The sequence below is a fragment of the Pseudofrankia coriaricola genome (assembly GCF_032027725.1).
Lineage (GTDB): Bacteria > Actinomycetota > Actinomycetes > Frankiales > Frankiaceae > Pseudofrankia.
The window spans coordinates 30,594-55,414 of the sequence record NZ_JASNFO010000094.1; the positions used below are offsets into that span (position 1 = coordinate 30,594).

The 24,821-nt window shown below is 72.8% G+C and carries 20 protein-coding genes; 8 read left to right on the top strand and 12 right to left on the bottom strand.

The features are described 5' to 3' along the window. Nucleotides 1-251: 251 nt before the first annotated feature. From QOZ89_RS37985 to QOZ89_RS37995, 3 genes are all read right to left on the bottom strand, one after another. Nucleotides 252-1,073, bottom strand: a complete 822-nt coding sequence (locus QOZ89_RS37985; RefSeq protein ID WP_312628838.1) for a hypothetical protein — start codon at nucleotides 1,071-1,073, stop codon at nucleotides 252-254. Nucleotides 1,074-1,361: 288 nt separating this feature from the next. Continuing rightward, nucleotides 1,362-1,643, bottom strand: a complete 282-nt coding sequence (locus QOZ89_RS37990) for a hypothetical protein (protein ID WP_071050233.1) — start codon at nucleotides 1,641-1,643, stop codon at nucleotides 1,362-1,364. Continuing rightward, nucleotides 1,643-1,993 (bottom strand): ArsR/SmtB family transcription factor, encoded by a 351-nt coding sequence (locus QOZ89_RS37995; protein ID WP_071050232.1) that lies wholly within the window; start codon nucleotides 1,991-1,993, stop codon nucleotides 1,643-1,645. Before QOZ89_RS37995 ends, QOZ89_RS37990 begins: the two co-directional genes overlap by 1 nt. A 212-nt stretch (nucleotides 1,994-2,205) precedes the next feature. Here QOZ89_RS37995 and QOZ89_RS38000 point away from each other — a divergent pair, with 212 nt between their 5' ends. Continuing rightward, nucleotides 2,206-7,119: a diguanylate cyclase gene (locus QOZ89_RS38000; protein WP_312628841.1), complete on the top strand. Its 4,914-nt coding sequence runs from the start codon at nucleotides 2,206-2,208 to the stop codon at nucleotides 7,117-7,119. Nucleotides 7,120-7,181: 62 nt separating this feature from the next. Here the strand turns inward: QOZ89_RS38000 and QOZ89_RS38005 are convergent, their stop codons facing one another. The 7 genes from QOZ89_RS38005 to QOZ89_RS48440 form a co-directional block, all read right to left on the bottom strand. Next, nucleotides 7,182-7,607, bottom strand: coding sequence for a chaperone modulator CbpM (locus tag QOZ89_RS38005; RefSeq protein WP_083419008.1), 426 nt, complete (start codon nucleotides 7,605-7,607; stop codon nucleotides 7,182-7,184). Further along, nucleotides 7,604-8,572 (bottom strand): DnaJ C-terminal domain-containing protein, encoded by a 969-nt coding sequence (locus QOZ89_RS38010; protein WP_071050230.1) that lies wholly within the window; start codon nucleotides 8,570-8,572, stop codon nucleotides 7,604-7,606. Before QOZ89_RS38010 ends, QOZ89_RS38005 begins: the two co-directional genes overlap by 4 nt. A gap of 6 nt (nucleotides 8,573-8,578) precedes the next feature. Beyond that, nucleotides 8,579-9,190 (bottom strand): nucleotide exchange factor GrpE, encoded by a 612-nt coding sequence (locus QOZ89_RS38015; RefSeq protein ID WP_083419007.1) that lies wholly within the window; start codon nucleotides 9,188-9,190, stop codon nucleotides 8,579-8,581. 4 nt (nucleotides 9,191-9,194) lie between these two features. Then, nucleotides 9,195-11,135: a molecular chaperone DnaK gene (gene dnaK / locus QOZ89_RS38020; protein WP_071050229.1), complete on the bottom strand. Its 1,941-nt coding sequence runs from the start codon at nucleotides 11,133-11,135 to the stop codon at nucleotides 9,195-9,197. Continuing rightward, on the bottom strand, nucleotides 11,135-11,647 hold the full coding sequence (locus QOZ89_RS38025; RefSeq protein ID WP_071050228.1) for a hypothetical protein: 513 nt from the start codon (nucleotides 11,645-11,647) through the stop codon (nucleotides 11,135-11,137). The genes dnaK and QOZ89_RS38025 overlap by 1 nt, the downstream gene beginning before the upstream one ends. 90 nt (nucleotides 11,648-11,737) lie before the next feature. Beyond that, nucleotides 11,738-12,298: an isochorismatase family protein gene (locus QOZ89_RS38030; protein ID WP_071050227.1), complete on the bottom strand. Its 561-nt coding sequence runs from the start codon at nucleotides 12,296-12,298 to the stop codon at nucleotides 11,738-11,740. A 314-nt stretch (nucleotides 12,299-12,612) separates the two neighbouring features. Then, nucleotides 12,613-12,816: a thiamine pyrophosphate-binding protein gene (locus QOZ89_RS48440; RefSeq protein WP_083419006.1), complete on the bottom strand. Its 204-nt coding sequence runs from the start codon at nucleotides 12,814-12,816 to the stop codon at nucleotides 12,613-12,615. A 154-nt stretch (nucleotides 12,817-12,970) separates the two neighbouring features. On the opposite strand from QOZ89_RS48440, the gene QOZ89_RS38040 reads away from it, so the two are divergent. From QOZ89_RS38040 to QOZ89_RS38065, 6 genes are all read left to right on the top strand, one after another. After that, entirely contained in the window at nucleotides 12,971-15,382 is a 2,412-nt protein-coding gene (locus QOZ89_RS38040; protein ID WP_312628848.1) for a diguanylate cyclase domain-containing protein, read from the top strand. Nucleotides 15,383-15,529: 147 nt separating this feature from the next. Then, a complete protein-coding gene (locus QOZ89_RS38045; RefSeq protein ID WP_312628850.1) occupies nucleotides 15,530-16,054 on the top strand; it encodes a PadR family transcriptional regulator in 525 nt (174 codons plus the stop codon). Further along, nucleotides 16,051-16,740, top strand: coding sequence for an ABC transporter ATP-binding protein (locus QOZ89_RS38050; RefSeq protein WP_312628852.1), 690 nt, complete (start codon nucleotides 16,051-16,053; stop codon nucleotides 16,738-16,740). The genes QOZ89_RS38045 and QOZ89_RS38050 overlap by 4 nt, the downstream gene beginning before the upstream one ends. Next, nucleotides 16,737-18,905, top strand: a complete 2,169-nt coding sequence (locus tag QOZ89_RS38055) for an ABC transporter permease (RefSeq protein ID WP_312628855.1) — start codon at nucleotides 16,737-16,739, stop codon at nucleotides 18,903-18,905. The genes QOZ89_RS38050 and QOZ89_RS38055 overlap by 4 nt, the downstream gene beginning before the upstream one ends. A 110-nt stretch (nucleotides 18,906-19,015) precedes the next feature. Continuing rightward, on the top strand, nucleotides 19,016-20,113 hold the full coding sequence (locus QOZ89_RS38060; protein ID WP_312628857.1) for a class I SAM-dependent methyltransferase: 1,098 nt from the start codon (nucleotides 19,016-19,018) through the stop codon (nucleotides 20,111-20,113). A gap of 7 nt (nucleotides 20,114-20,120) precedes the next feature. Next, the gene (locus tag QOZ89_RS38065; RefSeq protein ID WP_071050222.1) at nucleotides 20,121-20,576 is read left to right on the top strand and encodes a GNAT family N-acetyltransferase; all 456 of its coding nucleotides are present in this window, start codon (nucleotides 20,121-20,123) and stop codon (nucleotides 20,574-20,576) included. On the opposite strand, the gene QOZ89_RS38070 is transcribed toward QOZ89_RS38065, so the two are convergent. Both QOZ89_RS38070 and QOZ89_RS38075 read right to left on the bottom strand, forming a co-directional pair. Beyond that, nucleotides 20,557-21,891 (bottom strand): FtsX-like permease family protein, encoded by a 1,335-nt coding sequence (locus tag QOZ89_RS38070; protein WP_312628859.1) that lies wholly within the window; start codon nucleotides 21,889-21,891, stop codon nucleotides 20,557-20,559. The two genes, QOZ89_RS38065 and QOZ89_RS38070, sit on opposite strands and share 20 nt — an antisense overlap. Before the next feature lie 146 nt (nucleotides 21,892-22,037). Next, a complete protein-coding gene (locus QOZ89_RS38075) occupies nucleotides 22,038-22,793 on the bottom strand; it encodes an ABC transporter ATP-binding protein (RefSeq protein WP_312628861.1) in 756 nt (251 codons plus the stop codon). Nucleotides 22,794-23,137: 344 nt separating this feature from the next. Here QOZ89_RS38075 and QOZ89_RS38080 point away from each other — a divergent pair, with 344 nt between their 5' ends. After that, a complete protein-coding gene (locus QOZ89_RS38080; RefSeq protein WP_312628863.1) occupies nucleotides 23,138-24,802 on the top strand; it encodes a diguanylate cyclase domain-containing protein in 1,665 nt (554 codons plus the stop codon). The last annotated feature ends 19 nt before the right edge of the window (nucleotides 24,803-24,821 follow it).

The following is a 24,821-nucleotide window of genomic DNA, read 5'->3' on the forward strand; positions in this document are numbered from 1 at the left end:
CAGCTTGCTGGGCCGGATGTCGGCGAGGGCTGGGACCATGGGCCGCATGTTGACGGTCAGCCTGAACGACGCGGCGGTGGAGTTGCTGGGTCTGGTCGGGGCATGCTCATCGTGGACATCGAGCCGGACAGCACCGAGACCAGCCGGTGAAACTGAAGCTCTCGTACCCCAGCTCCTCGGCCAGCACCGCGGCCTTGACGATGACCTCCGCCGGGTCTCCACGGGCGTGAGCCCCACAGCGCGCCGCACCGTCATGACGCCGCTTCCGCGCCCACGGTCATCCTCGGGACCGGGCGCTGCACGGTGAGCCACACCGTCCTGGCCACCGCGAGCACCTCGCCACCCTGCACCAGCAGGGCCGAGCCGGCGATCAGCTTGCGGCCCTCACGTCTGATCGACCAGGCGACCACCTGGTACTCGTGTCCGACCGCCGGCAGTGAGGCCACGTTGACGGTCATCTGGCCGAGCAGGATGGCGGCATCCTCGCTGATGTCATGGGCTTCGATGGCGGCGATCCCACTGGGACAGTCCAGTGCCGCCCAGGCGATCTCCGGGCGCACGCTCGGGCCGCCGGCCGCCAACGAGGCATCCGGTGTCCATGGCGCCGCCCACAGGGGCCGGCCGCGTACGAGCCCAGGGAAGATACGCAGGCCGTCGCCTCGCCCACGGCGAGTGCCGCAGACGAAGCAGGTCGGAAACTCCGGACGTTGGAAGTATCGCGAGTGGCCCTCTGCCGCACGTGCTTCGGCCATCGAGACGGTGTCGGGTACGCGCAGCGCCGGGCGGTCCTGGGCGGGCGCGGCCTCGGCTATGAACGTGCCAGCGTGACGGATGCGTACCGAACCCTCGGCGCCGGCCTCGACGGTCATGGGTGTGGCCAGCGGCGGCGGTCGGCGCAGGGTGACCGTAGCCGGGCCGTCGAGGTACCCGGCGAGGCGACCGCCCACGTAGCCACCGTTGGCGCTGTCGGGCGGCCCGCAGAAGCGGGACGGGACGGTCAGGGTCTGCGGCACCGCGCGCGGCGGCTGTTCGCCCGCCGCGGGCAGGGGCGCAAGCCTCGAAGCGCGTGACATGGGGTGGACGCTAGGACTGCCGCACGGGGCCGGCCATCGGTCAAACTACCGGCACGCCGCCGGCTCGATCTCCCTGCTAGCACGGATAACGGGCGCGGGCATCGGGCAATTGACCGAGCCTTCACAAGCGTTGGCGCAGCCGCTGCTCGGTGACCCAGGCCGCGACCTGGACGAGGTGGACGGGTAGCTGGGGGTGCGGTGCGGAGTGTGCCCGGATGTCCTGGGCGAGCTCCGGGCTTGGCCAGGCGAGAGGGCGAGAGCCACGAGGTGCCCGTGGCCGTGTACCAGCTAATCGACGGACCTGAGGATCTTCTCGATCGAGGCCGTACGGCCCCGGAGCTCGGCGACGTCGGTGGCCACCCGCTGCTGGGCATCCATCGAGCTCTCGGCGAGCTGCTCGAACCGCTGGACGAGCTGCCGCAGGTCCTCCGTCTGCGCGGTCCGGAGCTTGGTCTTGCGGTAGTCGAAGGTGAACCACAGGATGGCGATGATCACGGCGGCGGCGGCGATCATGAACGCGGCGGCGGCAATCCCCGTGCCGGCGCCGAAGTCATCCTCGGCGAGATACATCAGGAGCTCTCCTTGGGTGCGTGACCCTTGTCCGGGTCATGGCTGGTCAGGCTGCGTGCCGCGACGGCCAGCGCGGACGCCGTCAGGCGCAGGTCGAAATCGGTGACCTCGTAGTACTTCATGGCTTTGCCGTCTTCCGAGAGCTCCAGGCTGCCGACGATCAGGCCGGCAGCCTCCAAACGCTGCAGGTGCATGTGCATGAGCGGCCTGCTCACGCCGATCACCCGAGCCAGGTGGCTCACATAGTCACGACCGGTGGCCAACGTGGCGACGATGCGCAGCCGCAACGGGTTGGCCAGGGCCGCCAGCATCTCGACCAGCTCGTCACCGGTCGGCCGGGCCTCCGTCACGTCCCTCCTTCACCTGTAAGAGGATTCTTACATATAAAACGATAGCGTGTCACATGCCGGACGCCACTGATCGTCCAGGGCGAGTCCCTGTTGGGGATCATTGCTGCCGCATCCGGCTCGCCTCGACCTGAGTCCGGCTGCCCTGTTGCGTCACCGTGATCGCGGGAAGGCTGGAAGGGTGAGCCGTTTGTGACACGGCGTGAGGTTGGCAGATGGGACTCCAGCGAACGGGACCGAGCCGGGATCCGCCGCCGGCGGCGCGAGTGGAGCTGCTTCATGAGACGGCGCGGACCCGGGTCTCGCGGCTGGTGTCGCCATCCGGAAGTGTGATCCGGAAGGAACCGCTGGGTCCTGACGCGCAGCGACGGCTGCGGCATGAGGTCGAGATCCTCGAGCAGCTGTCCGGTGTCGAGGGGGTCGCGCAGTTGGCGGCCGGGGTGCCGCCGTCGGGTGGGTCGGTCCTGTTGGTCGATGTCGGCGGCACAGCTCTGTCCGAGCGGGCCATGCCACTCGCGGCGGCCGAGCTGGTCGATCTGGCCGGATCGCTCGCGCGCGCCGTGGCCGGGGTGCATCACCGGGGTTTGGTGCATCAGGACATCAATCCCGCGAACATCGTGGTGAGCGGCGACCGGGGCACGCCCTGCCTCATCGACTTCGCGCTGGCTACGACCTTCGCGGCAGTCCAGCCGGAGTTCGTCCACCACAGCGAGATCGTCGGGACGTTGCCGTACCTGGCGCCGGAGCAGACCGGCCGAACCGGTCGCCAGGTCGACCAGCGGGCCGACCTGTACGCCGTTGGGGCAACCCTGTACGAGCTGGCGACCGGTTCGCCGCCGTTCGGCACGGGCGAACCGCTGCGGATCATCCATGACCATCTCGCGCGCGCACCGGCACCGCCGTCGGCCGTGAACCCGGCGGTGCCGGCCGGCCTGTCGGCGATCATCATGCATCTGTTGGAGAAGGAGCCAGACGATCGCTATCAGAGCGCCGACGGGCTGGTGCATGATCTCGCACTGCTGGGCCGCGGCGTGGCGGTACATCCCGGCGACCACGATCTTCCGGCGTGGCCGCTGACGCCGTCCCGGCTGGCCGGGCGTGGGGAGGAGATCGGCGAACTGGGCGTGGCCTTCGTCGAGGCGATGGCGGGCCGCTGCCGTGGGCTCCTGGTCGGTGGCGCACCGGGGGTGGGCAAGACGTCCCTGGTCAACGAGCTGCGGCCCGTCGTGGCCGGTGGCGATGGCTGGTTCGTGGCCGGCAAGTTCGACCAGTATCGCCGGGACCAGGAGTACGACGCGGTTCGGCAGGCGTTCCGGGCACTGGGCCGGTTGTTGCTGGCCGAGCCGGAGGACTATGTCGTCGAGCTACGGGAGCGGATGCTTCGGGCGTTGGGAGCCAACGCCGGACTGATCAGCGCCGTTGTGCCGGAGATGGCGGCGCTGCTCAAGGTCCCCCCAGCGCAGGGCGATCCGATGACCGCGCAGGTACGAGCTCAACGCGCCGGATTCGAGATGCTGCGCGCCATCGCTTCCCGGAAACGGCCGGTGGTGTTCTTCGTCGACGACCTGCAGTGGGCCGGGCGAACGCCACTGGGCTTCGTCGACCTGCTCCTCGGCGGCGAGGAGCAGGTCGAGGGGCTGCTGATGGTCGGCGCGTACCGGGAGAGCGAGGTGGATACCGCTCATCCGCTGGCCCCGATGCTCGCCCGGTGGCGCCGGCAGCCGGTCGGTCCGTACCACCTGCGGTTGGGCAACCTGACGCCGGAAGGTCAGGCGGGGATGGTGGCCGACCTGCTGCGCCTGGCCCCGCGGCCCGCCGCCGAGCTGGCGCGGCTGATCGCGCCAGCCACCGGAGGCAATCCGAACGACACGGTGGAGCTGCTCAACTCGCTTCGCCACGAGGGCGTACTGGTCTGTGATGATCGTGGCTGGCGATGGGATCAGTCCACGCTGCGCGGCCGGCTGGAGCACGTGGACGTGACCGAACTGCTGGCCGCGCACGTGGCCGCGTTGCCGCCGAACACCAGGGATGTGCTGGCGGTGATGGCCTGCCTGGCCGGCCGGGTGGACCTGGACCTCCTCGAGGCCGCGGCCGGTCTGCCGGTGGACGAGGTCGAGCGGCGGCTCGGTCCCGCGTTCACCAACGGCCTGCTGGTGCGGGAGTCCGACGGCCGGCCCGGCGTGCGGTTTCACCACGACCGGACGCGGGAGTCCGTCCTGCGCGGCCTCGGCGCACAGGCGCTACGCGCCGAGCGGTTGCGACTGGCCCGACGCCTGGCCGGCCGAGGTGAGTTGTTCGCCGTCGCGGCGGAGCAGTACCTGCCCGTGGCCGACGCCGTGCACGACCCCGCGGAGCGGCAGCGGATGACAAAGCTCTTCCGGCGCGCCGCCGACGAGGCGAAACTGCTGAGCAACGACCCACTGGTGGAGCGGTTCCTGACCGCGGCGGCGACGTTCATCGACCCGACCGACACCGACCAGTTGATCGCGGTCCACACCGGCCGGCACGCCGCCCTGTATGGCCTCGGAAGGTTGGACGACGCCGACGAGGTCTACCAGACCATCACCCGGCTGTGCATCCACCCGGCGCAGCGCACGGACGCCACCGTGGTGCAGGTCAGGAGCATCACCAACCGGGGCCGGACCGGCGAGGCGATGCGGCTCGGCCTCGACCAGCTGCGCCAGCTCGGCCTCGCCGTCCCGGACCGCGACCATCTCGACGCCGAGATCGACCGCGGACTTGACGCGGTCTATCAATGGATAGACCAGACCAGCGAATCCGACGATCTGCGCCGGCCGAGAGTCACCGATCGCTCGCGGCTCGACGCCTTCAGGGTCGTCGACTCCGTCATGCCCGCGGCGCACTTCTGCGACCAGGCGATGATGGCCTGGCTGACCGTGCAGGCGCTGCGGATGTGGGCACGGCACGGCCCGGATCCCGCCCTGCTCGGCCCGGCCGGCCATGCCATGTTCGTGACTAGCGCCCGCAGGCAGGACTACCGCACCGGGTATCGCATCCTGCGGCGGATCCTCGCGGTCGGTCGGGAACGCGGCTTCGAGCCGGACATGTCGCGGGCGCGGTTCCTGTACGTGCTCAGTACCGGTCACTGGTTCGACCCGCTCGAGGACAACGTGTCCGAGGCGCGCCACGCGCTGGAAGAACTTGTCCAGAATGGCAATCTGCAGAGCGCGTGCTGGGCCCATATCGTACTGGTAATCGACCTGCTGGACTGCGCGCCGTCGCTGGACGCCCTGGTCGCTCAGGTCGACGCCGCGCTGGCGTTCGCCACACGCACCGGCAATGGCCACGCCGAGGAGTCATTGCGGACCTGGAGCCAGCTGGCCCTGGTACTGCGCGGCGAGGCCATCGACTCGGCGGCCGACGAGGCGGCAAAGCTGAGCAGGCTGGCCGCCAACCCGATCGCCACCGCCTACCTGCATCTCAACCGGGCCTTCGCCGCGGCCATCCTCGATCGCCCGGCTGAGCTTGCCCAGTGCACGGAAGCCGTCATGCCATTGCTGCCTTTCCTCGGGCCGACCTATGTGGTGGCGAGGGCGCACCTGCTGCGGGCCATGGCACTGGCCTGGCATGCCCGCACAACTACAGAGATGGGCCGGCGCGAGGCGATATTGGCCGAGCTGGACGAGTCGGTCGAGTGGCTGGCCGGGCGTGCGGCCGACGCGCCGGTCAACTTCCTGCACCTGCTGCGCCTGGCGGAGGCGGAGCGGGCCTGGGCCGCTGGCGACTTCCGCGCGGCGGCGTACGCGTTCGACGTGGCACAGTGCGAGGCCCCGGTACGGGCGCGCCCGTGGCATCGGGCGCTGATCCTGGAACGCGCCGCCCGGTTCCACCTCGCCCACGGCATGGCGGCAGGCGGGAGTGCCTTGCTCGACGCCGCCCGTCGCCAGTACCTGGACTGGGGCGCGACCGCGAAGGTCAGCCAGCTCGACTGGGCCCACCCGACGCTACGCGCCGAGCCCGCTGGCGCCCAGCCGGCCACGCGACCACCGGCGCGGCCCGCCGCGCGCCGCGCCACCATCACCACCGGCACCATCGACCTGCTCGGCGTCGTCGCCGCCTCCCAGGCACTCAGCTCCGAGACCAGCGTCGAGGGGCTACGAGCCAGAGTCGTGAACATCCTGTCGACGATGACCGGCGCCACCGGCGTCCACCTGCTGCTGCGCGATCAGGAGCTGCGGGACTGGTCGGTGCCGGCTGGCGACGCCAGCACCGTCTCGCTGCGGGAGGCCGGCCGGCGGCGACTACTTCCACTCTCGGTCGTCTGGTACGCCGAACGCACCCACGAACCCGTCATCATCGCGGACGCCACCCGCGACGACCGGTTCCGCCGCGACGCCTACCTCACCGACCTGGACCGTTGCTCCCTGCTGGCAATTCCCATCATGATCCGCGGTGAGCTACGGGCGATGCTGCTGCTGGAGAACCGGATGATCCGCGGCGCCTTCACCACCGAACGCCTCGAAGGAATCATGCTCATCGCCGGACAACTGGCCGTCTCCCTCGACAACGCAACGGTCTACGCATCCCTTGAGCGAAAGGTCGCCGAACGCACCCGACAACTCGCGGCCGCCAACCAGCGCCTCGAACAGCTCACAATCACCGACCCACTGACCGGGCTCGCCAACCGTCGGCGCCTCGACGAGGTCCTCGACGCCGAATGGCCCCGAGCCACGCACCAGGCAGCACCCATCGGGCTCGCCATGATCGACATCGATCATTTCAAGGCCTACAACGACCACTACGGCCACACCGCCGGCGACCGCTGCCTCCAACACGTCGCCGCCTGCCTCGGCGACAACACCCGCGACACCGACCTGACCGCCCGCTACGGCGGCGAGGAATTCGCCATCGTGATGCCCGACACCGACCTTCGCGTCGCCACCCGAATCGCCCACCGGCTCCGCTCCGCCGTCGCCGAGCTCGCCGAACCACACCCGCCGGTCGCCGACCACATCGTCACCGTGAGCATCGGCGTCACCGCGATCACCCCCACCCCCGACGACGACCCGACAGCCTTCGTCGAACTCGCCGACACGGCGCTATACCGGGCAAAACACGGCGGACGCAACAGAGTGGAGGCGACACTCCCACGCCCCGCACCGCGATAGCGGAGCTCCTGCCCGTCCGCGGTCCCTCCCGATGGGCGGCTGTTCAGAACCGTCAGCGGCTGCTAGCGGACCGTCGGTGGCCGGTCGCGGGGCGCCGGCCCACCTGGCGGCGCCGCCATGGCCGACGCGCCCGCGCGCGCCGCGGCCTCCAGTTCCTCGATCCGGTCGAGCAGGTCGAGGACGAGGCCCATCGCGGCATAGTTCAGGCAGAGACTGGCGCGCAGTCGTTGGATCCGCGCGATCGTGGCCAGCGTCCTCGGCGGGAACCAGAGATCGCCGCGGTCGTCCCGGGTCGCCTCCAGCAGGCTCAGTGCCACGAACCGGCGGACCAGGTCGGGATGCAGCCCGCTACGGCTCGCGACGGTCTCCAGCGTGAGCCGTGACCCCACGGCCAGGGCGGGCCGCGGGCGAGCCGGTGCCAGCGGGTAGCGGCGCCCCTCGGCCGCGCCGTACGGCACCTGTGGCGCCCCCTGTGATCGGGTGCTCATCGTGCTCGGCCCTCCCTCGGGTCGAAGTCCGACACGGTCGCGAGCTCCTGGAACAGCGCCCCTTCCCGCTCGGTCAGCGTCGCCGGCACCGCGATGCTGACCTCCGCGTACAGGTCACCGGGCGCTCCGGCACGGTTCGGCATCCCTTCGCCGCGCAGCCGCAGCCGGCGGCCCGTCGACGAGCCGGCCGGAACGTGTACCTTCACCTCCCCGCCCGGCGTCGTGACCGGGGCTGTCGCGCCCAGAGCCGCCTCCCAGGGGGCGACCGGCAGGGTGACGGAGATGTCGCGGCCGCGCAGCCGATAGCGGGGGTGCGGCGCGAGGCGCACCCGCAGGTACAGGTCGCCGGCCGCGCCACCGGAGCTGCCGCGGCCGCCCTCGCCGGCCAGCCGGATGCGCTGCCCGTCCACCACCCCGGGCGGGATGGTCACCTGGTAGCTACGCGGGCCGTCCGGGCCGGCCAGTGCCACCCGCCGCCGGCCGCCCCGGTACGCCTCCTCGACCGTCACCGCCAGCTCGGCTTCCTGGTCCGCGCCGGGGATCGGCCCCGTGGCACCTCGCGCGCCGCGGCCAGCCCCGAAGAAGTCGCCGAACAGGTCCTCGAACCCGCCCGCTCCAAAGCCCCCCGGACCACCCGTGCCGCCTGGGCCGACCCGGACGCCGCGGACCCGGCCGCCGCCGCCGCGGGCCCAGCCCGTGTCCGCGCCGACTCCGGCGGCCACCCGCTCGTCGAAGTCCTCTGGGAGCCGCCGGAAGTCCTCGCCGAACCGGTCGTAACGCGCCCTCGTCTTCGGGTCGGACAGCACGTGGTACGCCTCGCCGACCTCCTTGAACCGTTCCTCGGCCGCCGGGTCCGCGTTGACGTCCGGGTGGTAGCGGCGGGCGAGCCGCCGGTAGGCCTGCTGGATCTCCTCGGCGCTGGCGCCCCGCCCGACGCCGAGAACCTCGTAGTAGTCACGGGCCACCGCGGGTCACTCCGCGGGACGGGCGGCGCCACGGCCGCCCGCCTGCCCCGGTTGCCCGCCGGCCGGTCGCGGTGGGCGCGCGCGGTCCCGGCCGCCGTCGGGCGCCGCGTCCTCGGCGGCGGTGGCCTTCGGCGGCTGCTGAGCGACAGCGACGGCGACGGGGCGTAGCTGCCGCTCGGCGTCGCCGTAGCCGGGGCGGACCACTGCCACCACCGTGCCCGGCGGCACGTCCGGCTGGTCGACGAGGGCCACCGCGCTGTGCCGGGCCGGGTCGAAGGGCATCCCGACCTCCTCGTGGCGGCGGTAGCCGAGCCGGTCCAGTACGCCGAGCGCCTCGTTGCGGATGGCCCGGACGCCGGCCACGACCGAGCGCGGGTCGGCGTCGGCATGGGTGAGCGCGAGATCCAGGTGGTCGACGACGGGCAGCCAGGCGGCGGCCGCGCCGTCCCTGGCGGCGTCCCGTTCCCGGTCGAGGTCGCGGCTGAACCGTTTGCGAAGGTTGTCGAGGTCGGCGGCGGCCTGCCGCCACCGCCGGGCCAGTTCCGCCGGCTCCGCGGCGGCGGGCTCCTCCTGGAACCGGCCCGGATCTTCTCCCCGCCCCTGCTCGGTGGTCATCATCGGATCAGCCCCGGTCGAAGTCGGCGTCGATGACGTCGTCGGCTCCGGGCGCCCCGCCAGCCGGCGGCGGCTGCGCGCCGCGCTGCCCCGGGCCGCCGGCCGGGCCGCCCGTCCCGGCGTCCCCCGTGGGACCGCCTGGGCCGGCCGCTCCGGATCTGGGGGCGGCGAGGCCGTGGTAGACCTGCTGGAGATCGGACGTCAGCGACCGGACCCGGTCGAGCGGCGCCTCCTCCTTGACCGCCTGGCGGGCCTCGGCGACCAGCAGGTCGGCGCGCGCCTTCTCGTGCGGCGGCGCGCCGTCGCCGAGCTCAGCCAGCAGGCGCTCCACCTGGTAGGCGACGGAGTCCAGCTCATTGCGCGCGTCGATGCCCGCGCGGGCCTCGTGGTCCTCGGCCCGGTGCCGCTCGGCTTCCGCGATCATGCGCTCGACCTCGTCCTTCGGGAGGTTCGAGGTCTCGCTGATCGTGATGCCCTGCTGCGCGTCGGTGTCCTTGTCGCGGGCGGTGACGTTCAGGATGCCGTTGGCGTCGATGTCGTAGGTGACCTCGATCTGCGGTTCGCCGCGCGGCGCGGGCCGGATGTTCTCCAGCCGGAACCGGCCGAGCGCCCGGTTGTCCGAGGCCCGGTCCCGCTCGCCCTGCAGCACCACGATGTCGACGGCCGGCTGGTCGTCCTGCGCGGTCGAGAACACCTCCGAGCGGCGGACCGGGATCGTCGTGTTGCGTTCGACGATCTTCGTCATCAGGCCGCCACGCGTCTCCACCCCGAGCGAGAGCGGGGTGACGTCGAGCAGCAGCACATCCGAGACCTCGCCCTTGAGCACCCCGGCCTGGATCGCCGCCCCGAGCGCGACCACCTCGTCGGGGTTGACGCTCATGTTCGGTTCCTTGCCGCCGGTGAGCCGGCGCACCAGGATCTGCACCGCGGGCATCCGGGTGGCGCCGCCGACCAGGATCACCTCGTCCAGGTCCTCGGCGGCGACCTTGGAGTCCTCCATCGCCTGCCGCACCGGGCCCAGCGTGCGCTCCACCAGGTCGGCGGTGATCTGCTCGAACGTGGACCGCATGACGGTGGTGGTCAGGTGCCGCGGCCCGGCGGCGTCGGCGGTGATGAACGGCAGGTTGACCTGCGTCTGGGTCACCGAGCTCAGTTCCACCTTCGCCTTCTCGGCGGCCTCGAACAGCCGTTGCAGCGCCTGCGGGTCCGCGCGCAGGTTGATGCCCTGCTCCTGGTGGAACCCGTCAGCGAGGTGGTCGACAAGCCGGCGGTCGAAGTCGTCGCCGCCGAGGTGGCTGTCCCCGGCCGTCGCGCGGACCTCCACGACCCCGTCGCCGACGTCGAGGACGCTGACGTCGAAGGTGCCGCCGCCCAGGTCGAAAACCAGGACGGTCTCGTGGCCGTGCTTGTCGAGCCCGTAGGCGAGCGCGGCGGCGGTCGGCTCGTTGATGATCCGCAGCACCTCGAGCCCGGCGATCCGGCCCGCGTCCCTGGTCGCGGTGCGCTGCGCGTCGTTGAAGTAGGCGGGCACGGTGATGACCGCCTCGGTGACCTTCTCCCCGAGGTTCTTCGCGGCGTCCTCGGCGAGCTTGCGCAGCACGAGCGCGCTGATCTCCTCCGGCGAGTACGGCTTGTCCCGCACGTTGAACCGGACGGCGCCCCCGGGGCCGGGGACGACGTCGAAGGTCACGGCCTTGGCCTCTTCGCTGATCTCGTCGTAGTGCCGGCCGACGAACCGCTTGGCGGAGTAGATCGTGGCTTTCGGGTTGAGGATCGCCTGCCGTCGGGCCAGCTGGCCGACCAGCCGCTCGCCGCCCTCGGTGAACGCGACCACCGAGGGCGTGGTCCGCGAGCCCTCGGCATTCGGGATGACTCGTGGTTCGCCGCCCTCCCACGCGGCGATCACCGAGTTGGTCGTGCCCAGATCGATGCCAACTGCCTTCGCCATCAGCTGCTCCTCAGCGACTCCTCGAGATGCGACGGGAACGACCAGCAGCCGAAGTACCAGTAGGGTCTCGGCCTGCCTGCCAGGTCGTGAGGCGGGCGGCAATGACCCTCGGCGGCCGGCCGCACTGTCGACGAGCCATGCCACCCGCGAGGAGACGACCCCTGCGGCGGGCTCCCAGCGCCTCGCCACGACAGGCCCTGCCCGGTCGAGACGCAGGTAAGCGACCCGGTCCGGGAGAGCCGGTGGAGCTTCCATCCGACGACGAGATGGAAGGCGGTGAGCGCGAAGAGGCCGAGCGCGACGGCCAGCGAGCCTCGGTCTACCAACGTGACCGCGCTCGCCGCGTGCCCGGCGGTCCCGAGCAGCATGCTCACCTGGCCGATGCCCCCGCCGAAGTGGGCGTGGCTGCCATGGCCGGCCTGACCGGAGGCCGGACCGGAGGCGCGGCCGGCGCCGTGCCAGGCCCCGTGCTCGACCTGAACAACCGCGCCCAGATCGCGGTGCTGGTCCACGACGCCGGCCCGGCCGGCACAGACCGGGCCGACAGCTGGCGGAGGGATGCCGGCGTGCCCGCCGCGGCGGGTCTCAGCTCGAAGCGGTGCTCAGGACGCGCCGGCGAAGTCGACGTTCTTGGTCTCGACGGTGCCGGCCGTGCGGCCCGGGGCTGTCTGGTAGGTCCAGTACAGGTTGGTGTGGGCGATGACCGCCTCCGGCGGCGGGGCGCCCCACGCCGTGGTGTCCTCGGTGGTGTGGGCGTCGCTGACCAGCGTCGCGTCGTAGCCCCGGGCGAGCGCGCCGTGCAGCGTCGAGCGGATGCACTGGTCGGTCTGCGCACCGACCACGACGAGCCGCCCGACACGCAGCCCGGCCAGCACGCCCGCCAGGCCCGTGTCCTCGAAGGAGTCGCCGTAGCGCTTCTCGATGCGCCGCTCCTCGTCGCCCGGGAGCAGCTCGGGGACGATCCGCCAGCCGTCGCTCTCCGGCACGAGGTGCTCGTCGGTCTGCTGCACCCAGATGACCGGCACCTGGTCCCGCCGCGCCTTCTCGACCAGGTAGGCCACGTTCGCGATGACCGCGTCCCGTTGGTACGCGCTGTTGACGACCGCGTTCTGCACGTCCACCACGAGCAGCGCGGTGTTCGGCCGGTCCGGAAGTGTGGTCACTGCCCGCCTCCTCGCGTGGATCTCCAGCAGTGGCCACCGTAGACCGAGCCACCGACAGGTTCGACCGATTTGTCATGGATCGGACCAATGTCGGAAGGGCCCCGCGCCTGCCAGCGAGCTGCATCGAGGGCGTGCCGACGTCGGCGGTGAAGACCGCGGCGGCGGCGGCGAGCCGGTCGATCGTGGCGGCGATGTACTGCGGGTGCAGCGGGGCGCCGTCGCGGCCGGGGCGGGCCAAACTGTCCGGCCGGGCCCGGCCCGGCGGTAGTGCGCGGTCATCCGGTCGAGACGCCCGGAGTCGCTCTTGGGGGTGATCAGCGGCAGCAGGGCGTCGATCGTGTCCTTGACTGTGCCGACCAGCGGCACCCGCGCCGGTACCCGGCGGCCAATCTGCTCGCGCCGTCGCGGCGCAACGCGTCGGTGAACCCGTTCAGCGAGTCGCCCGGGATTCCGTAGACCCGTCGCACCCCGGACGCCTTCAGCGTCGCCACCATCACGTCGGCCACCGTGCCAGCCATCGGCCGCTTCAATCATCATCACTCTATGCGTCCGATGGCGTACAACTGGTTATGTCAGGGTACGACATCCGTGGCGGCCGGTCCCGCGGTGCCCCTTGCCCGCACAGGCTCAGGGCCGGCGGGAGGGACTGGACGGGGTATGGGCGACGGTGGGATGACAACAGCCAGTCCGCGGGCGGGTCAGGCGGCTCGCCGGTTCGCCGTCGGACTCGCCGGCTTCACGGTCGCCGTGGTGATCTGCGCACTGGTGCTGCCCTCCCACGAGGCGCTGACCGCCATCCGCGCGGCCAACGCCGCGGCCACGATGGTCGGCACCGTCATCTGCGCGTGGACGGCGAGCCGGCATCACGGGGTCGAGCGGTGGTGGCGCGCCCTGGTGGGCGTGATGCTCCTGTTCGGCGCGGTGATAGCCGTCCCGTTCCTGCTCCGCGTGGCGGAACAGGGAAACGCGATTCCCGAGTTCGACGCCACCGTCCTGGTGTTCCTCGTGCCCTTTGCGTGCGGGCTGGCCGGGCTGATGCTCTATCCGTCCCAGCCGTACGACGTCACCATCCGAGGCCCGACCGGACACCATGACCGCCGCTGGCTCCTGGTGATCGTCCTGGACAGCCTCATCGTGACCGGAGCGCTCGCCCTCCTGGCCTGGATCATCATCCTCGACAGTCTCGTGCGCCCCGGGACCAGGTCCTCGGAGGAGCTGTATTCCTTCGGGCTCACGGCGGTCGGGGTGGTGCAGATAGTCGCCGTGGTCCTCGTCCTCGCCTTCCGCCGGCTCCGGCGCCCGGACGGCCTCGTCCTGCTCGGCCTCGGGCAGTTCGCGTGCATCTTCCCGTTGTTCGTGCAGATCTTCACCGAGGTCCGCGGGCTGACGGACTACCTGCGCCTGTTCGATCTCGGCTATGTGGTGGGGCCGCCGCTGATCGCGCTGGCCACCCTGCTGCCGACGGCATCAGCCTCCGCACCGGCATCGGCGCCGTCCGTACTACCGGCGGACGCCGATCTGCCCGAGGCACCGCTCCGCCGCCCACGGCGCCGCTGGTGGCAGGCCGCGCTGCCCTACGTGCCGCTGGTGGCGGCCGGCGGAGTCGCCCTGGCCGCGGTCGCCGGGCAACGGGGGCTGACCGTGGAGATGTGCGGGCTGCTCGCGCTGCTGACCCTCACCCTTGCCCGTCAGATGGTCACCCTCGCGGACAACCTCCGGCTGGTGGACCGGGTCGAGGAGGACCAGGTCGCCCTGCGCCACCTGGCGTTCCACGACCCGCTGACCGGGCTGGCCAACCGTGCGCTGTTCACTGACCGGCTCGCGCACGCCCTGAGCCGGCAGGCCCGGGTCCCTGGCCGGCTGGCCGTGCTCTTCTGCGATCTCGACGGTTTCAAGCGCGTCAACGACACCCTCGGGCACGCCGCGGGCGACGAGCTGCTGCGGCTGACGGCCCGCCGGCTGCGGGCCGCCGTGCGCGCCTCCGACACCGTCGCCCGGCTCGGCGGCGACGAGTTCGCGGTGCTGCTGGAGGCCGCCGACCCGGCGGAGGTGGCGCGGCGGCTCACGGACGCCGTCAGGGAGCCGTTCCTGCTCGCCGGCGCCTACTACGTCGTCCGGGCCAGCACCGGGCTGGCCGTGGTCGAACCCGCCGCCGGGCCGGTCAACGCCGAGACGCTCCTCCATCACGCCGACCTGGCGATGTACACGGCCAAGGCCCAGGGTGACGGTGGGCTTGTCCTGTACAGCCCGCGGCTCGCCGGGCCGGACACCCTGGCCGCGCTGCACGCGGCGCTGGGGGCGGCGATCCGCGGCGATCCGGCCGGCGGACGCCTCGTGGTCGACTACCGGCCCGTCGTCGAGCTCGTCGGCAGGACCTCGGTCGCACACGAGGCCCGGCTGACCTGGCACCATCCCACCCTCGGCACGGTGCCCGTCGACCGGATGCTGACCGCCGCGACCGCCGCTGGCCTCGCGCCCGCCCTCGACGAGCTGCTGTTCCAGGCGGCCTGCGCGCACGCCGCCAGCCACCCCGACGCGGCGGGCGGGCCGCTGCCGGTCCACATCCCCCTCTCCGCGGCCCGGCTGGCCGGCCAGGACATCACCCGGCAGATCCTTGCCGCCGTCGACGCCACCGGAGTACGGCCGCAGACGCTGGTGCTCAAGCTCGAGGGCACCTCCCGAGCACCCGACCTGCACACCACGGCGCGCGCGCTCAGGCGCCTGCACGACCTCGGGGTGCGGATCTCGCTGGCGGAGGTGGGCACGACCGACACCATCCCCGACGCGCTGCGCATCCTCCCCGTCGACATGGTCGTCCTGCACGAGTCGCTCATCGCGGCACTCAGCGGGACGCTGTACGACCCGGCCACGGCCGCGCTCTCCCACGCCTACCTGACCGCCGCGCTCCGGCTCGGGCTGACCACCATCGCCGACGGTGTCGCCGACGAGTGCACCGCCGCCTGCGCCCACGACATCGGCTGCCGCCAGGCGTCCGGCCGGCTCTTCGGGGACTGGCATCCCGAACGGCCCGGCGTCCCGGCCGAGACCCGCCCCCGCGGTCAGCCACCGCCCGAGGGGCCGTAGCACCGCGAGCCGGCCGCCTGCCCGACCTCCTGGCGGGCACTGGCGCGCATCCGCCGCCCGAATGCCTGACCTTGACAGCGGAATCACGACCCTCGCTGTACGCCCGAGGTATATACGCGAGGTATACGCTCAGAGTATGGTGCTCGCATGAGCGTTCCACTGACCCTCCTCGGCCTGCTCGAACGCGAGCCCAGCCACGGCTACGACCTCAAGCGCGACTACGACACCTTCTTCAACCGCGGCAAGCCCCTGCCGTTCGGGCAGGTCTACGCCACGCTCGGCCGGCTCGCGCGGGACGGCAAGATCATGATCGGCGACGTGGAACCGGGCGTCGGGCCGGACCGGAAGCGCTACGTCATCACCGAGCTCGGCGTGACCGAGGTCGACGCGTGGCTGACCGAACCGGTGGAGCCGGAGCCCAACCTGCAGACGGTGCTTTTCAGCAAGGTCGTGCTGGCGCTGATGCTGGGCCGCCCCGCCGAGGAGTACCTCGACACGCAGCGCGCCGCGCACCTGCGGCGGATGAAGGAGCTCACCGCGGTCAAGCGCGGCGGCAACCTCGTCGACGCCCTGCTGGCCGACCACGGGCTGTTCCACCTGGAGGCCGACCTGCACTGGATCGACACGACGGTCGTCCGGCTGGACGCGCTGCGTACCGTGGTGACGGCATGACGGCCAGTGGGGGCGTGCCGGCGATCGAGGCGCGCGACGTCGTCCTGTCGTTCGGCGAGACCCCGGCGCTGCGCGGGGCGAGCCTCGCCGTGGACGAGGGCGAGATCGTCGCCATCATGGGCCCGAGCGGCTCCGGCAAGTCCACGCTGCTGCACTGCCTGGCCGGGATCCTCCTCCCGAGCGCCGGCGAGGTCCACTTCGAGGGCGGCCGCGTCGACCGGCTGGGTGAGATCGAGCGCAGCGTCCTTCGCCGGGACCGGTTCGGGTTCGTCTTCCAGTTCGGGCAGCTCGTGCCGGAGCTGACCGCCCAGGAGAACGTCGCGCTGCCTCTGCTGCTCGGCGGTGTCCGACGGGGGGCCGCCATGTCCGCGGCCCTGCCCTGGTTCGAGCGGCTGGGCCTTGCCGGGCTGGAACGGCGCCGGTCGGGTGAGCTGTCCGGCGGCCAGGCGCAGCGGGTGGCGCTCGCCCGCGGCCTCGTCGCCCGGCCGAGCGTCCTGTTCGCCGACGAGCCGACCGGAGCGCTCGACTCCATCACCGGCGAGCAGGTGATGAACCTCCTCGTCGACTCCGCCCAGGAGCAGCGCACGACCGTCGTCCTCGTCACCCACGAGGCCCGCGTCGCGGCGTACGCCGACCGGCAGGTCATCGTGCGCGACGGCAAGGTGAACGCGCTGGTGCACTCATGATCCGGTTCGCGGTGCGGCTGTCCCTGGCCGGCGGGCGGGAGGCCGTCACCCGGCTCGTCATCATCGCCGGCGCGGTGGCGCTCGGCGTCGCGCTGCTGCTCGCCCCCGTGGCGGGCGTGAACGCGGTGGGCGCGCAGAACCAGCGGTACGCCTGGCTCAACACCGCCGTCGCCCCGGCCGCCCCGGGCCAGGACGCGATGCTGTGGCTGGTCCGCGGCGACTACTACCACGGCCGGTCGATCGGCCGGGTCGAGGTCGCCGCGCTGGGGGCGGACGCGCCGGTACCGCCGGGCATCCCGCGCCTGCCCGGTCCCGGCGAGTACTACGTCTCCCCCGCGCTCGGCGAGCTGCTGCGCACCACACCCGCCGCGCAGCTCGGCGACCGCTTCCCCGGCCACGAGATCGGCACCATCAGCGGCTCGGCACTGCCCTCGCCCGACTCGCTGCTCATCGTCCTCGGCCGCGCCCCCGCCGACCTGGAGAGGCTGGGCGCCACGCGGGTCACGCAGATCATGACCACCACGCCGAGCGCCTGCCACGACTGCTACGTGGGGTTCAACGCCAACGCCATGGCGGTCACCCTCTCCGTCGTGGCCGCGTCGCTGCTCTTCCCTGTCCTCATCTTCATCGGCACCGCGACCCGGCTGGCCGCCACCCGCCGCGAGCAGCGGTTCGCGGCGATGCGGCTGGTCGGCGCCACGCCGCGGCAGATCTCGCTGCTGTCCGCGGTGGAGTCGACGCTCGCGGCCGCGGCCGGCACCGCAGTCGGGTTCGCCCTGTTCTTCGCGGCCCGGCCGGGACTGGCCGGGATAGCGTTCACCGGCGAGCGGTTCTTCCGCGCCGACCTGTCGCTCACGGCGCTGGACGTGCTGGTGGTCGCGCTCGGCGTCCCGGCCGGCGCCGTCGTGGCGGCCGGGCTGGCGCTGCGCCGGGTGCGGATCTCGCCGCTGGGCGTGAGCCGGCGGGTCACGCCCCGCCCGCCGCGGGCCTGGCGGGTGCTCCCGCTCGCCACCGGGCTCGCGGAGCTGGCCTACTTCATCGGCCGCCGGCCCGACACGACCAGCGGCCAGCTCGCCGCGTACTTCACCGGCTTCGTGCTGATCCTGAGCGGGCTGGTGCTGGCCGGGCCATGGCTCACCATGCTGGCCGCCCGCGTGCTGGCCGGGCGGGCGAGCCGACCGGCCGCCCTCATCGCCGGGCGGCGCCTCGCCGACGACCCGCGGGCCGGCTTCCGGTCGGTCAGCGGGCTGATCGTGGCCCTGTTCGTGACCAGCGTGGCGACCGGGGCCATCACGACGTTCGTCGCCAACCGGGGCGCGCCCCGCACCGACTCCGTGGCGGCGACGACCCTGCACAAGATCTTCTGGCCCGAGGACGGCCCGGTGCCGACGGCGGGCCAGATCCCGGCAGGGCTCGGGGCGATCCCCGGCGTCCGCGCTGTCACGGTGGTCCACCGCGACACCGACCCGCTCAAGGGACGCCCAGTGATTACGTGCGCCGAGCTGGACCGCCTGGCCGTGTATGGCCACTGCCCGGCCGGCGCACAGGTCGCCACCGTCGCGCCCGGCCTCGTCGGCGTGGCCGGCACAGAGATCGAGGCGGCCGATGTCGTGCCCGCCGAGGTCGCGCGGATGCCCGTCATGTCCGTGGTGGTCGACACCACCGACCGGGCGGCCTTCGAGCGCGCCAGGACCATGCTGGAGAACGCGTTCCCCCAGGGGCAGCTGCCGGCGAGCGAGGGTGAGTGGGAGGCCGACAACGCCCGGCTGCTGGTCAGGTTCCAGCAGCTGGCCAACGTGGTCATCCTGTGCAGCCTGCCGATCGCGGGCTGCAGCCTGGCGGTCAGCGTGGCCGGCGGGCTCAGCGACCGGAGACGGCCGTTCAGCCTGCTGCGGCTGACCGGGGTACAGCTCGCGACGCTGCGCCGGGTGGTCGCGATCGAGAGCGTGGTACCACTGCTGGTCACCGCCGCCGTGGCGATCGGCATGGGGTTCGTCGCCGCGCAGCTGTTCCTGCGCGCGCAGCTCGACTACACGCCGGTCGCACCCGGCCCCGCGTACTACACGGTCGTCGCCGGTGGGCTGGCACTCTCGCTGACGGTCATCGCGTCGACACTGCCGCTGCTGCGGCGGATCACCGGCCCGGAGACCGCGCGCAACGACTAACCGAACGAGGCGCGGCCCGGTTGTCCGGTCCGATGGCCACCCGGTCTGGTCGGGTGGCCATCATGGTGCCCGTGGCGGACGGTGGAGCGGCGGCGGCCGTGGAGTCGGAGATGACGAGCGAGCAGGTCGGCCGCTGGAAGACGGTCGTCGGCACGGTCGCCGGGATGGTCCCGCCGGGCGCCGTTCGGGTCCTCGTCCACGGAGCCGACGGCGAAGGCCTGCCCGCCGTGTTCGCGGACCGGCTGGCGGCCCACCTGCGCGCGGACGGGCATCCCTGCCGCCGGCTGGCGGACGCGTCGGCGACGGACGCGGGCGCGTCGGAGGCGGACGGCGACGCGACGCTCGACGAGGGTGCCGCCGACCTGGCGGTGCTGACGGACGGCCCTCGCTGGCGCGCCGCGCCGCCAGGCGGCGAGTGGGATGTCGTCGTCTGGTTGCGAACCCGCTCAGCGGGCCGCGACGACCGCGACGACCGCGACGACCGCGACGACCGCGACGACGAGCGCGGCCCGGACGTCGTCGTCGACGTGGACGACCCGGCGTGGCCGGTGATCAGGCACGTCGCGTCCCGGCTGGCCGGCGACGGGAGCTGGCATGTCAGCGAGAGCCAGGCGTTTTTCGCCGTGCGCGCGGCCACCTGGGACACGAAGTTCGGCGACGACCTGCCGGCCTACGCCGCCGCCGTCCGCGAGATCGGGCTGCGCGCCGGCGCGGTGGTGCTCGACGCGGGCTGCGGGACCGGGCGGGCCCTGCCCGCGCTGCGTGACGCGGTCGGGCCGGCCGGCACAGTGATCGGCCTGGACGTGACCTCGCAGATGCTCGTCACCACCCGCCAGCGTGGTCGCGCCACCCACGCGGCGCTGGTCCTCGCCGACGCCCGCCGGCTGCCCATCGCGGCCGGCGCCGTCGACGCGGTCTTCGCCGCCGGCCTCGTGCACCATCTGCCGGACATGTCCGCGGGGCTCGCCGAGCTCGCTCGGGTCAGCCGCCCCGGCGGAACGCTGGCGATCTTCCACCCCTCCGGCCGCACCGCACTGGCGGCCCGCCACGGCCGAGCGCTGCGCCCGGACGAGCCGCTGGCCGCCAGCCGCCTCGAGCCGCTGCTCGCCGCCACCGGCTGGCGCCTGGACAGCTACGACGACCCAGCACACCGGTTCCTCGCCCTCGCCACCCGTCAGGAACGCTGGCATGGGCTCAGGCACAGGTGACAGGTCGGTGAGCGCTGACGAGCCGGCGGGGGTCCGTCTCGAGCGGGTCGAGGCCGAGGTGACGCTGCCGTTGCGGCAGCGGGTGCTGCGGCCGCACCAGGCGGTTCATGACGTGGTGTTCCCGGGTGACGACGAGCCGGACAGCGCCCATGTGGTCGCAGTGCTGGCGGACGGGACCGTCGTCGGGACCGTGTCGGTGATGCGGGAGGAGGCGCCGTGGGGGGCGGCCGGTTGGCGGCTGCGGGGCATGGCGACCGACGAGGCGATGCGCGGCCTCGGGATCGGGTCCCGGCTGCTCGCGGCCGCGGTCGACCACGTCCGCGGCCACGGCGGCGGGCTGCTGTGGTGCAACGCCCGCGTGCGCGCCGTCCCCTTCTACGAGCGGGGAGGGCTGCGCACGCGGGGTGAGCCGTGGGAGGAGCCACGGATCGGCCCGCACGTCGTCATGTGGCGGGACGTCTGACCTCCCCGAGGGCGGTCCGGATGGTCGCGCCGGCGGCGACGCGGGCGGCGGTCAGGGTGAGCAGGACGACGACGGTGGCGACCAGCGGCGCGATCCACAGCTGGCCGTCCGGGACGACACCCTCGTCACGGGCGACCGAGAAGGGGATCACGGTCGCGAGGGAGGCCAGGGCACCGAGCACCAGGCCGACGGCCGCGACGACGGCGCCCTCCGCGACCACGGAGCTCCTGACCTGTGTCGGGGTCGCGCCCATGAGCCAGAGGCGGCGCAGCTCGGCGCGGCGGTCGGCGACGCCCGCGGCGAACGCGTTCACGACCATGATGGCCGCGAACAGGGAGACCATGCCCACGACGACGTTGTTCAACAGGTTGATGGTGTCGGAGTCCTCGGTTCCGCCCGGCAGGGTGCGGGTGTCGATGCTGACCAGCATGAGCGTCCCGATCGCCGCCGACGTCAGCACGATCACCGGGGCGAGCACGGCCGCGAGCCGGTGCGCCCGCCGCCGGGCGTTGTACGCCGCGAGGTAGCCGGCGCCCCGGCCGCCGAGGCCCGTGACCAGCCCCGCGAGCGGGGCCGACAGCCAGCGCAGCAGCAGCGGCGCGAGCAGCGCCAGGCCGAGGCCGACCAGGATGGAGCAGCTCCCACTCGTCTGCATCGCCGCGTACGGGTCGTCGGAGTTCGCCGTCACGCTGATCGTCACGATGCCCCCGCCGATGCCGTAGGCGATCAGCAGCAGCGCCGCCACCACCCGGTACCAGCGCATCCGGCCCGTCTCCGCGTCGCTGTCGCGCAGCGTCACGCCGGCGGGCGCGCGGGTCGACCGCCGGGCCGCGACGGCCGCTGCCGCCACGCTGGTGAGCACGACCAGACCCGCGGCGGCGCCGAGGGACGCGGGCCCGGCCGCGTACCCCACGGAGGCGGAGACGAGGTGGCCGCGCAGCAGGTCCAGCAGCAGCCAGCCGGTGGCGGCGGCGAGCACGGCGCCGGCGAGCGCGCCGCAGACCGCGACGGCCAGCGCCTCCCGGCGGATCAGCCGGCGGGCCTGGCGCGGGGTCGCGCCGAGGGTGCGCAGCAACCCGATCTCGCCGGTTCGGCGCGCCGCGGTGAGACCGACCGTCGAGGCGACCGAGAAGAGCACGATCAGGGTGCCCCAGCCGCCGACGACGGCCCCCATGATGATCAGGGTCTCCCGGTCGGCGTCCCGGTCCGGGGCGGCGGGGCCGAGGGCGAGCGCGGTCTCGACCAGCGTGGCGAACGAGCCGATCAGGGTGGTGCCGAGCAGGACCGCGAGGAACGTGGCGACCTGCGCGGTCATCCGGTGTCGCAGCGACCGGAGCGCGAGGCCTGTCATCGATCCCAGGGACAACCGGACCTGCCAGATCGCTTCGCGATCCGGCAGGAACCCCGGCTGGGCGCGCGAAATAAGATCATTTTCGCACACCCTTTGGCCCCTCCGTCCGCTCATCGCGGCACCGCCAACTCGTCGAGGTGGGCGGCCCTGGCGGCGACGACATCCGGGGTGGGTGCCTCGATCCGCCCGGCGGCGCGGCCGTCGACGAGGAACACGACCGCGTCGGCGTGGGCCGCGGCCACCGGGTCGTGGGTGACCATGACGACGGTCTGGCCGAGCTCGTCGACGCACGAGCGCAGCAGCGCGAGCACGTCCCGGGCGGTGGCCGAGTCGAGCGCGCCGGTCGGCTCGTCGGCGAGGACGACCGCCGGGTCGGTGACCAGCGCGCGGGCGATCGCGACCCGCTGCCGCTGGCCGCCGGACAGCCTTCCGGGCAGGTGATGGGCGCGGTCCGCGAGCCCGACCAGGTCGAGCAGGCCGCGCACCCGGGCCCGGTCGGGCCGCCGCCCGGCGAGCCGCGGCGGCAGGCCGACGTTCTGCTCGGCGGTCAGGTAGGGCATCAGCTGGAAGTCCTGGAAGACGAAGCCGATGCGCTCCCTGCGTAGCCGGGAGCGGCGGTCCTCGTCCCAGTCGGTGACGTCCGTGCCGGCCACCAGCACCCGGCCGCCGGTCGGCTGGTCGATCCCGGCGGCGCAGGACAGGAAGGTGGACTTGCCGGAGCCGGAGGGGCCCATCACGGCCGTGAAGGTGCCGCGGGGGAAGGCGAGGTCGACGCCGTCGAGGGCGTGCACGGTTCCCGCGCCCGCGCCGAAGATCCGGGTCAGGCCCTGTGCCTCCAGCGCGAAGGCGACTGGCGGGGCTGTCATAAGGTCGCTCCAGGTGAGTGGCCGTTCGTGGCAGGTAGCGACACTCACGCTAGGAACGGGTCCGCCCGCACACGAGGGGCCTGAACCGCCACTGTGGGTGGGCCTAGCCCCACCGTCCGCACGGGCAGCCAAGGCGCTGTCGACGTGCGGCCGCAGGTCCGCATCCGCACCTGGCGAAGGCCGCCGACGGCGACGCGTCAGACAAGATCGGCTACGACGGTTTGACGCACGTGAGGGCGTCCGGCCCCGGTGGGCAGAGGCGGGTGCGGCCGGTCGGCCAGACCCGCCAGGCCGTCACTGAATGAATTCAGTTGATTGCGGTAGGCTACCACTGGGATGTAGTGATGTCCGGACTCCGCGGCGTCGTCGACGCCGCAGACAGGCTGTGGCGTCCGGCCAGTTTGGGCCGCGCGCCATGGTTGTTGCGGTATGCCCTCATCGCCTCCGTAGCGCTCCTCGGGCTCGATGTCGCCCTCGCGGCGCTGCTGGAGCTGCACCCCGCCCGCGCCGCCACGACCCTCGTCAACGCCACCATCCAGCTCGCCGCCGCGATCGCCTGCTTCTGGTCCGCCCGGCGGGTACACGGCGCGGAGCGCCGCTGGCGGGTGCTCATCGCCATCACCTCCACGGGCGCGATGTTGGCGAGCCTGTCGGTGACGCCGGCGCTCCTGGCCGGCCACATGCCCCACCAGGGCGGCATCTCCGCCGGGTACGCCGCCTTCCTCGTCTTCTACGTCCTGGCTCTGGCCGGTCTGCTGTCCGTGCCCACCGACCGGGTCGGTGAGCACGGCGGCGGTCCGGGCCGGCGGCGGCACAGCGCCTACCGCTGGTACACGATCACCCTGCTGGACTGCCTGCTGATCGTCGGCTCGATCATCCTGCTGCAGTGGGGGATGACGCTCGCCTCGCTCGTCCAGGCAGGCCACCACACCGAGACGTTCGAGCTCGCCATGATCCACCAGGTAGCCGGCCTGGTCCTCGCCACCGCGGTTGTGCTGATCGCCACCTTCCGCCGGCCGCGCGCCCCGGCGGTACTGGCCCTGCTCGGCACCGGCCTGCTGGCCTACGCCGTGACCACCAATCTCATGCCCTACATAGCGGCGGTGCATGGGCTAGAGCTGCCGCCCTGGGGCATGATCGGGTTCGCCCTCGCCTATTTGCTGATCTTCATCGCCGCACTCGCCCCCGTTCCGCGCCCTACGCACCCGGACGACCCCGCTCCACCCGGCCCGCGGGCGATGTGGGCACACGCCGTGCTGCCCTACGCGGCGCTCGTGGCCGCGGGCCTCCTGGTCGTCGACAAGCGGGTGGCCGGCGTCCGGCTCGACCTGTTCGAGACCTACGGCATGATCGCGCTGGTGGTGGTGGCCCTGATCCGACAGATGGTCACCGTCGCCGAGAACACCCGGCTGCTCACCGAGACCCGGGAACAGCAGCAGCAACTGCGCCACCAGGCATTCCACGACCCCCTGACCGGCCTGGCGAACCGGGCGCTGTTCACCCGACGTCTACAGCGGGTCCTCGCCTGCGTCCCCGATGGCGACGTCTCCAGGATCACCGCCGACTACGCCCCCGACACACGAGTGTCCCTCCTGTTCCTGGACCTCGACGGCTTCAAGCGGGTGAACGACACGTTCGGCCATGCCGCCGGCGACGAGCTCCTCAAGATCATCGCCGACCGGCTGCTGACGGAGACCCGCGCGGTCGACACCGCCGCCCGCCTCGGCGGCGACGAGTTCGCCGTCATCCTCGACGGCGGCGGCCCCGACGACCCCCGCCACGTCGGCGAGCGGCTCGCCCTCGCCATCCAGGCGCCCTGCCTGCTGGTCGGACAGCGCTACACCCCTAGCGCCAGCCTGGGCATGGTCACCCTCGACAGCGCCGCCACCCGACCCGCCACCCCCGACATCCTGCTCCACCAAGCCGACCTCGCCATGTACACAGCCAAGCGGGAACGAGCCGGCAGACTCGTCGTCTACCACCCCGCCCTCGCCGCAAGCACTGGTTGAGACCCGTGGACAGGCTGGG

Bases quoted from the DNA above. Each gene is read 5' to 3' on its own strand.
- QOZ89_RS38060 (WP_312628857.1), top strand. From the start codon at position 19,016: ATGACGAGCGAGCAGGTCGGCCGCTGGAAGACGGTCGTCGGCACGGTC.
- QOZ89_RS38080 (WP_312628863.1), top strand. From the start codon at position 23,138: ATGTCCGGACTCCGCGGCGTCGTCGACGCCGCAGACAGGCTGTGGCGT.
- QOZ89_RS48440 (WP_083419006.1), bottom strand. From the start codon at position 12,816: ATGGCTGGCACGGTGGCCGACGTGATGGTGGCGACGCTGAAGGCGTCC.
- QOZ89_RS38005 (WP_083419008.1), bottom strand. From the start codon at position 7,607: ATGAGCACCCGATCACAGGGGGCGCCACAGGTGCCGTACGGCGCGGCC.
- QOZ89_RS38055 (WP_312628855.1), top strand. From the start codon at position 16,737: ATGATCCGGTTCGCGGTGCGGCTGTCCCTGGCCGGCGGGCGGGAGGCC.
- QOZ89_RS38015 (WP_083419007.1), bottom strand. From the start codon at position 9,190: ATGATGACCACCGAGCAGGGGCGGGGAGAAGATCCGGGCCGGTTCCAG.
- QOZ89_RS38000 (WP_312628841.1), top strand. From the start codon at position 2,206: ATGGGACTCCAGCGAACGGGACCGAGCCGGGATCCGCCGCCGGCGGCG.
- QOZ89_RS38040 (WP_312628848.1), top strand. From the start codon at position 12,971: ATGACAACAGCCAGTCCGCGGGCGGGTCAGGCGGCTCGCCGGTTCGCC.
- QOZ89_RS38045 (WP_312628850.1), top strand. From the start codon at position 15,530: ATGAGCGTTCCACTGACCCTCCTCGGCCTGCTCGAACGCGAGCCCAGC.
- dnaK (WP_071050229.1), bottom strand. From the start codon at position 11,135: ATGGCGAAGGCAGTTGGCATCGATCTGGGCACGACCAACTCGGTGATC.
- QOZ89_RS37985 (WP_312628838.1), bottom strand. From the start codon at position 1,073: ATGTCACGCGCTTCGAGGCTTGCGCCCCTGCCCGCGGCGGGCGAACAG.
- QOZ89_RS38050 (WP_312628852.1), top strand. From the start codon at position 16,051: ATGACGGCCAGTGGGGGCGTGCCGGCGATCGAGGCGCGCGACGTCGTC.
- QOZ89_RS38075 (WP_312628861.1), bottom strand. From the start codon at position 22,793: ATGACAGCCCCGCCAGTCGCCTTCGCGCTGGAGGCACAGGGCCTGACC.
- QOZ89_RS38070 (WP_312628859.1), bottom strand. From the start codon at position 21,891: ATGACCGCGCAGGTCGCCACGTTCCTCGCGGTCCTGCTCGGCACCACC.
- QOZ89_RS37990 (WP_071050233.1), bottom strand. From the start codon at position 1,643: ATGTATCTCGCCGAGGATGACTTCGGCGCCGGCACGGGGATTGCCGCC.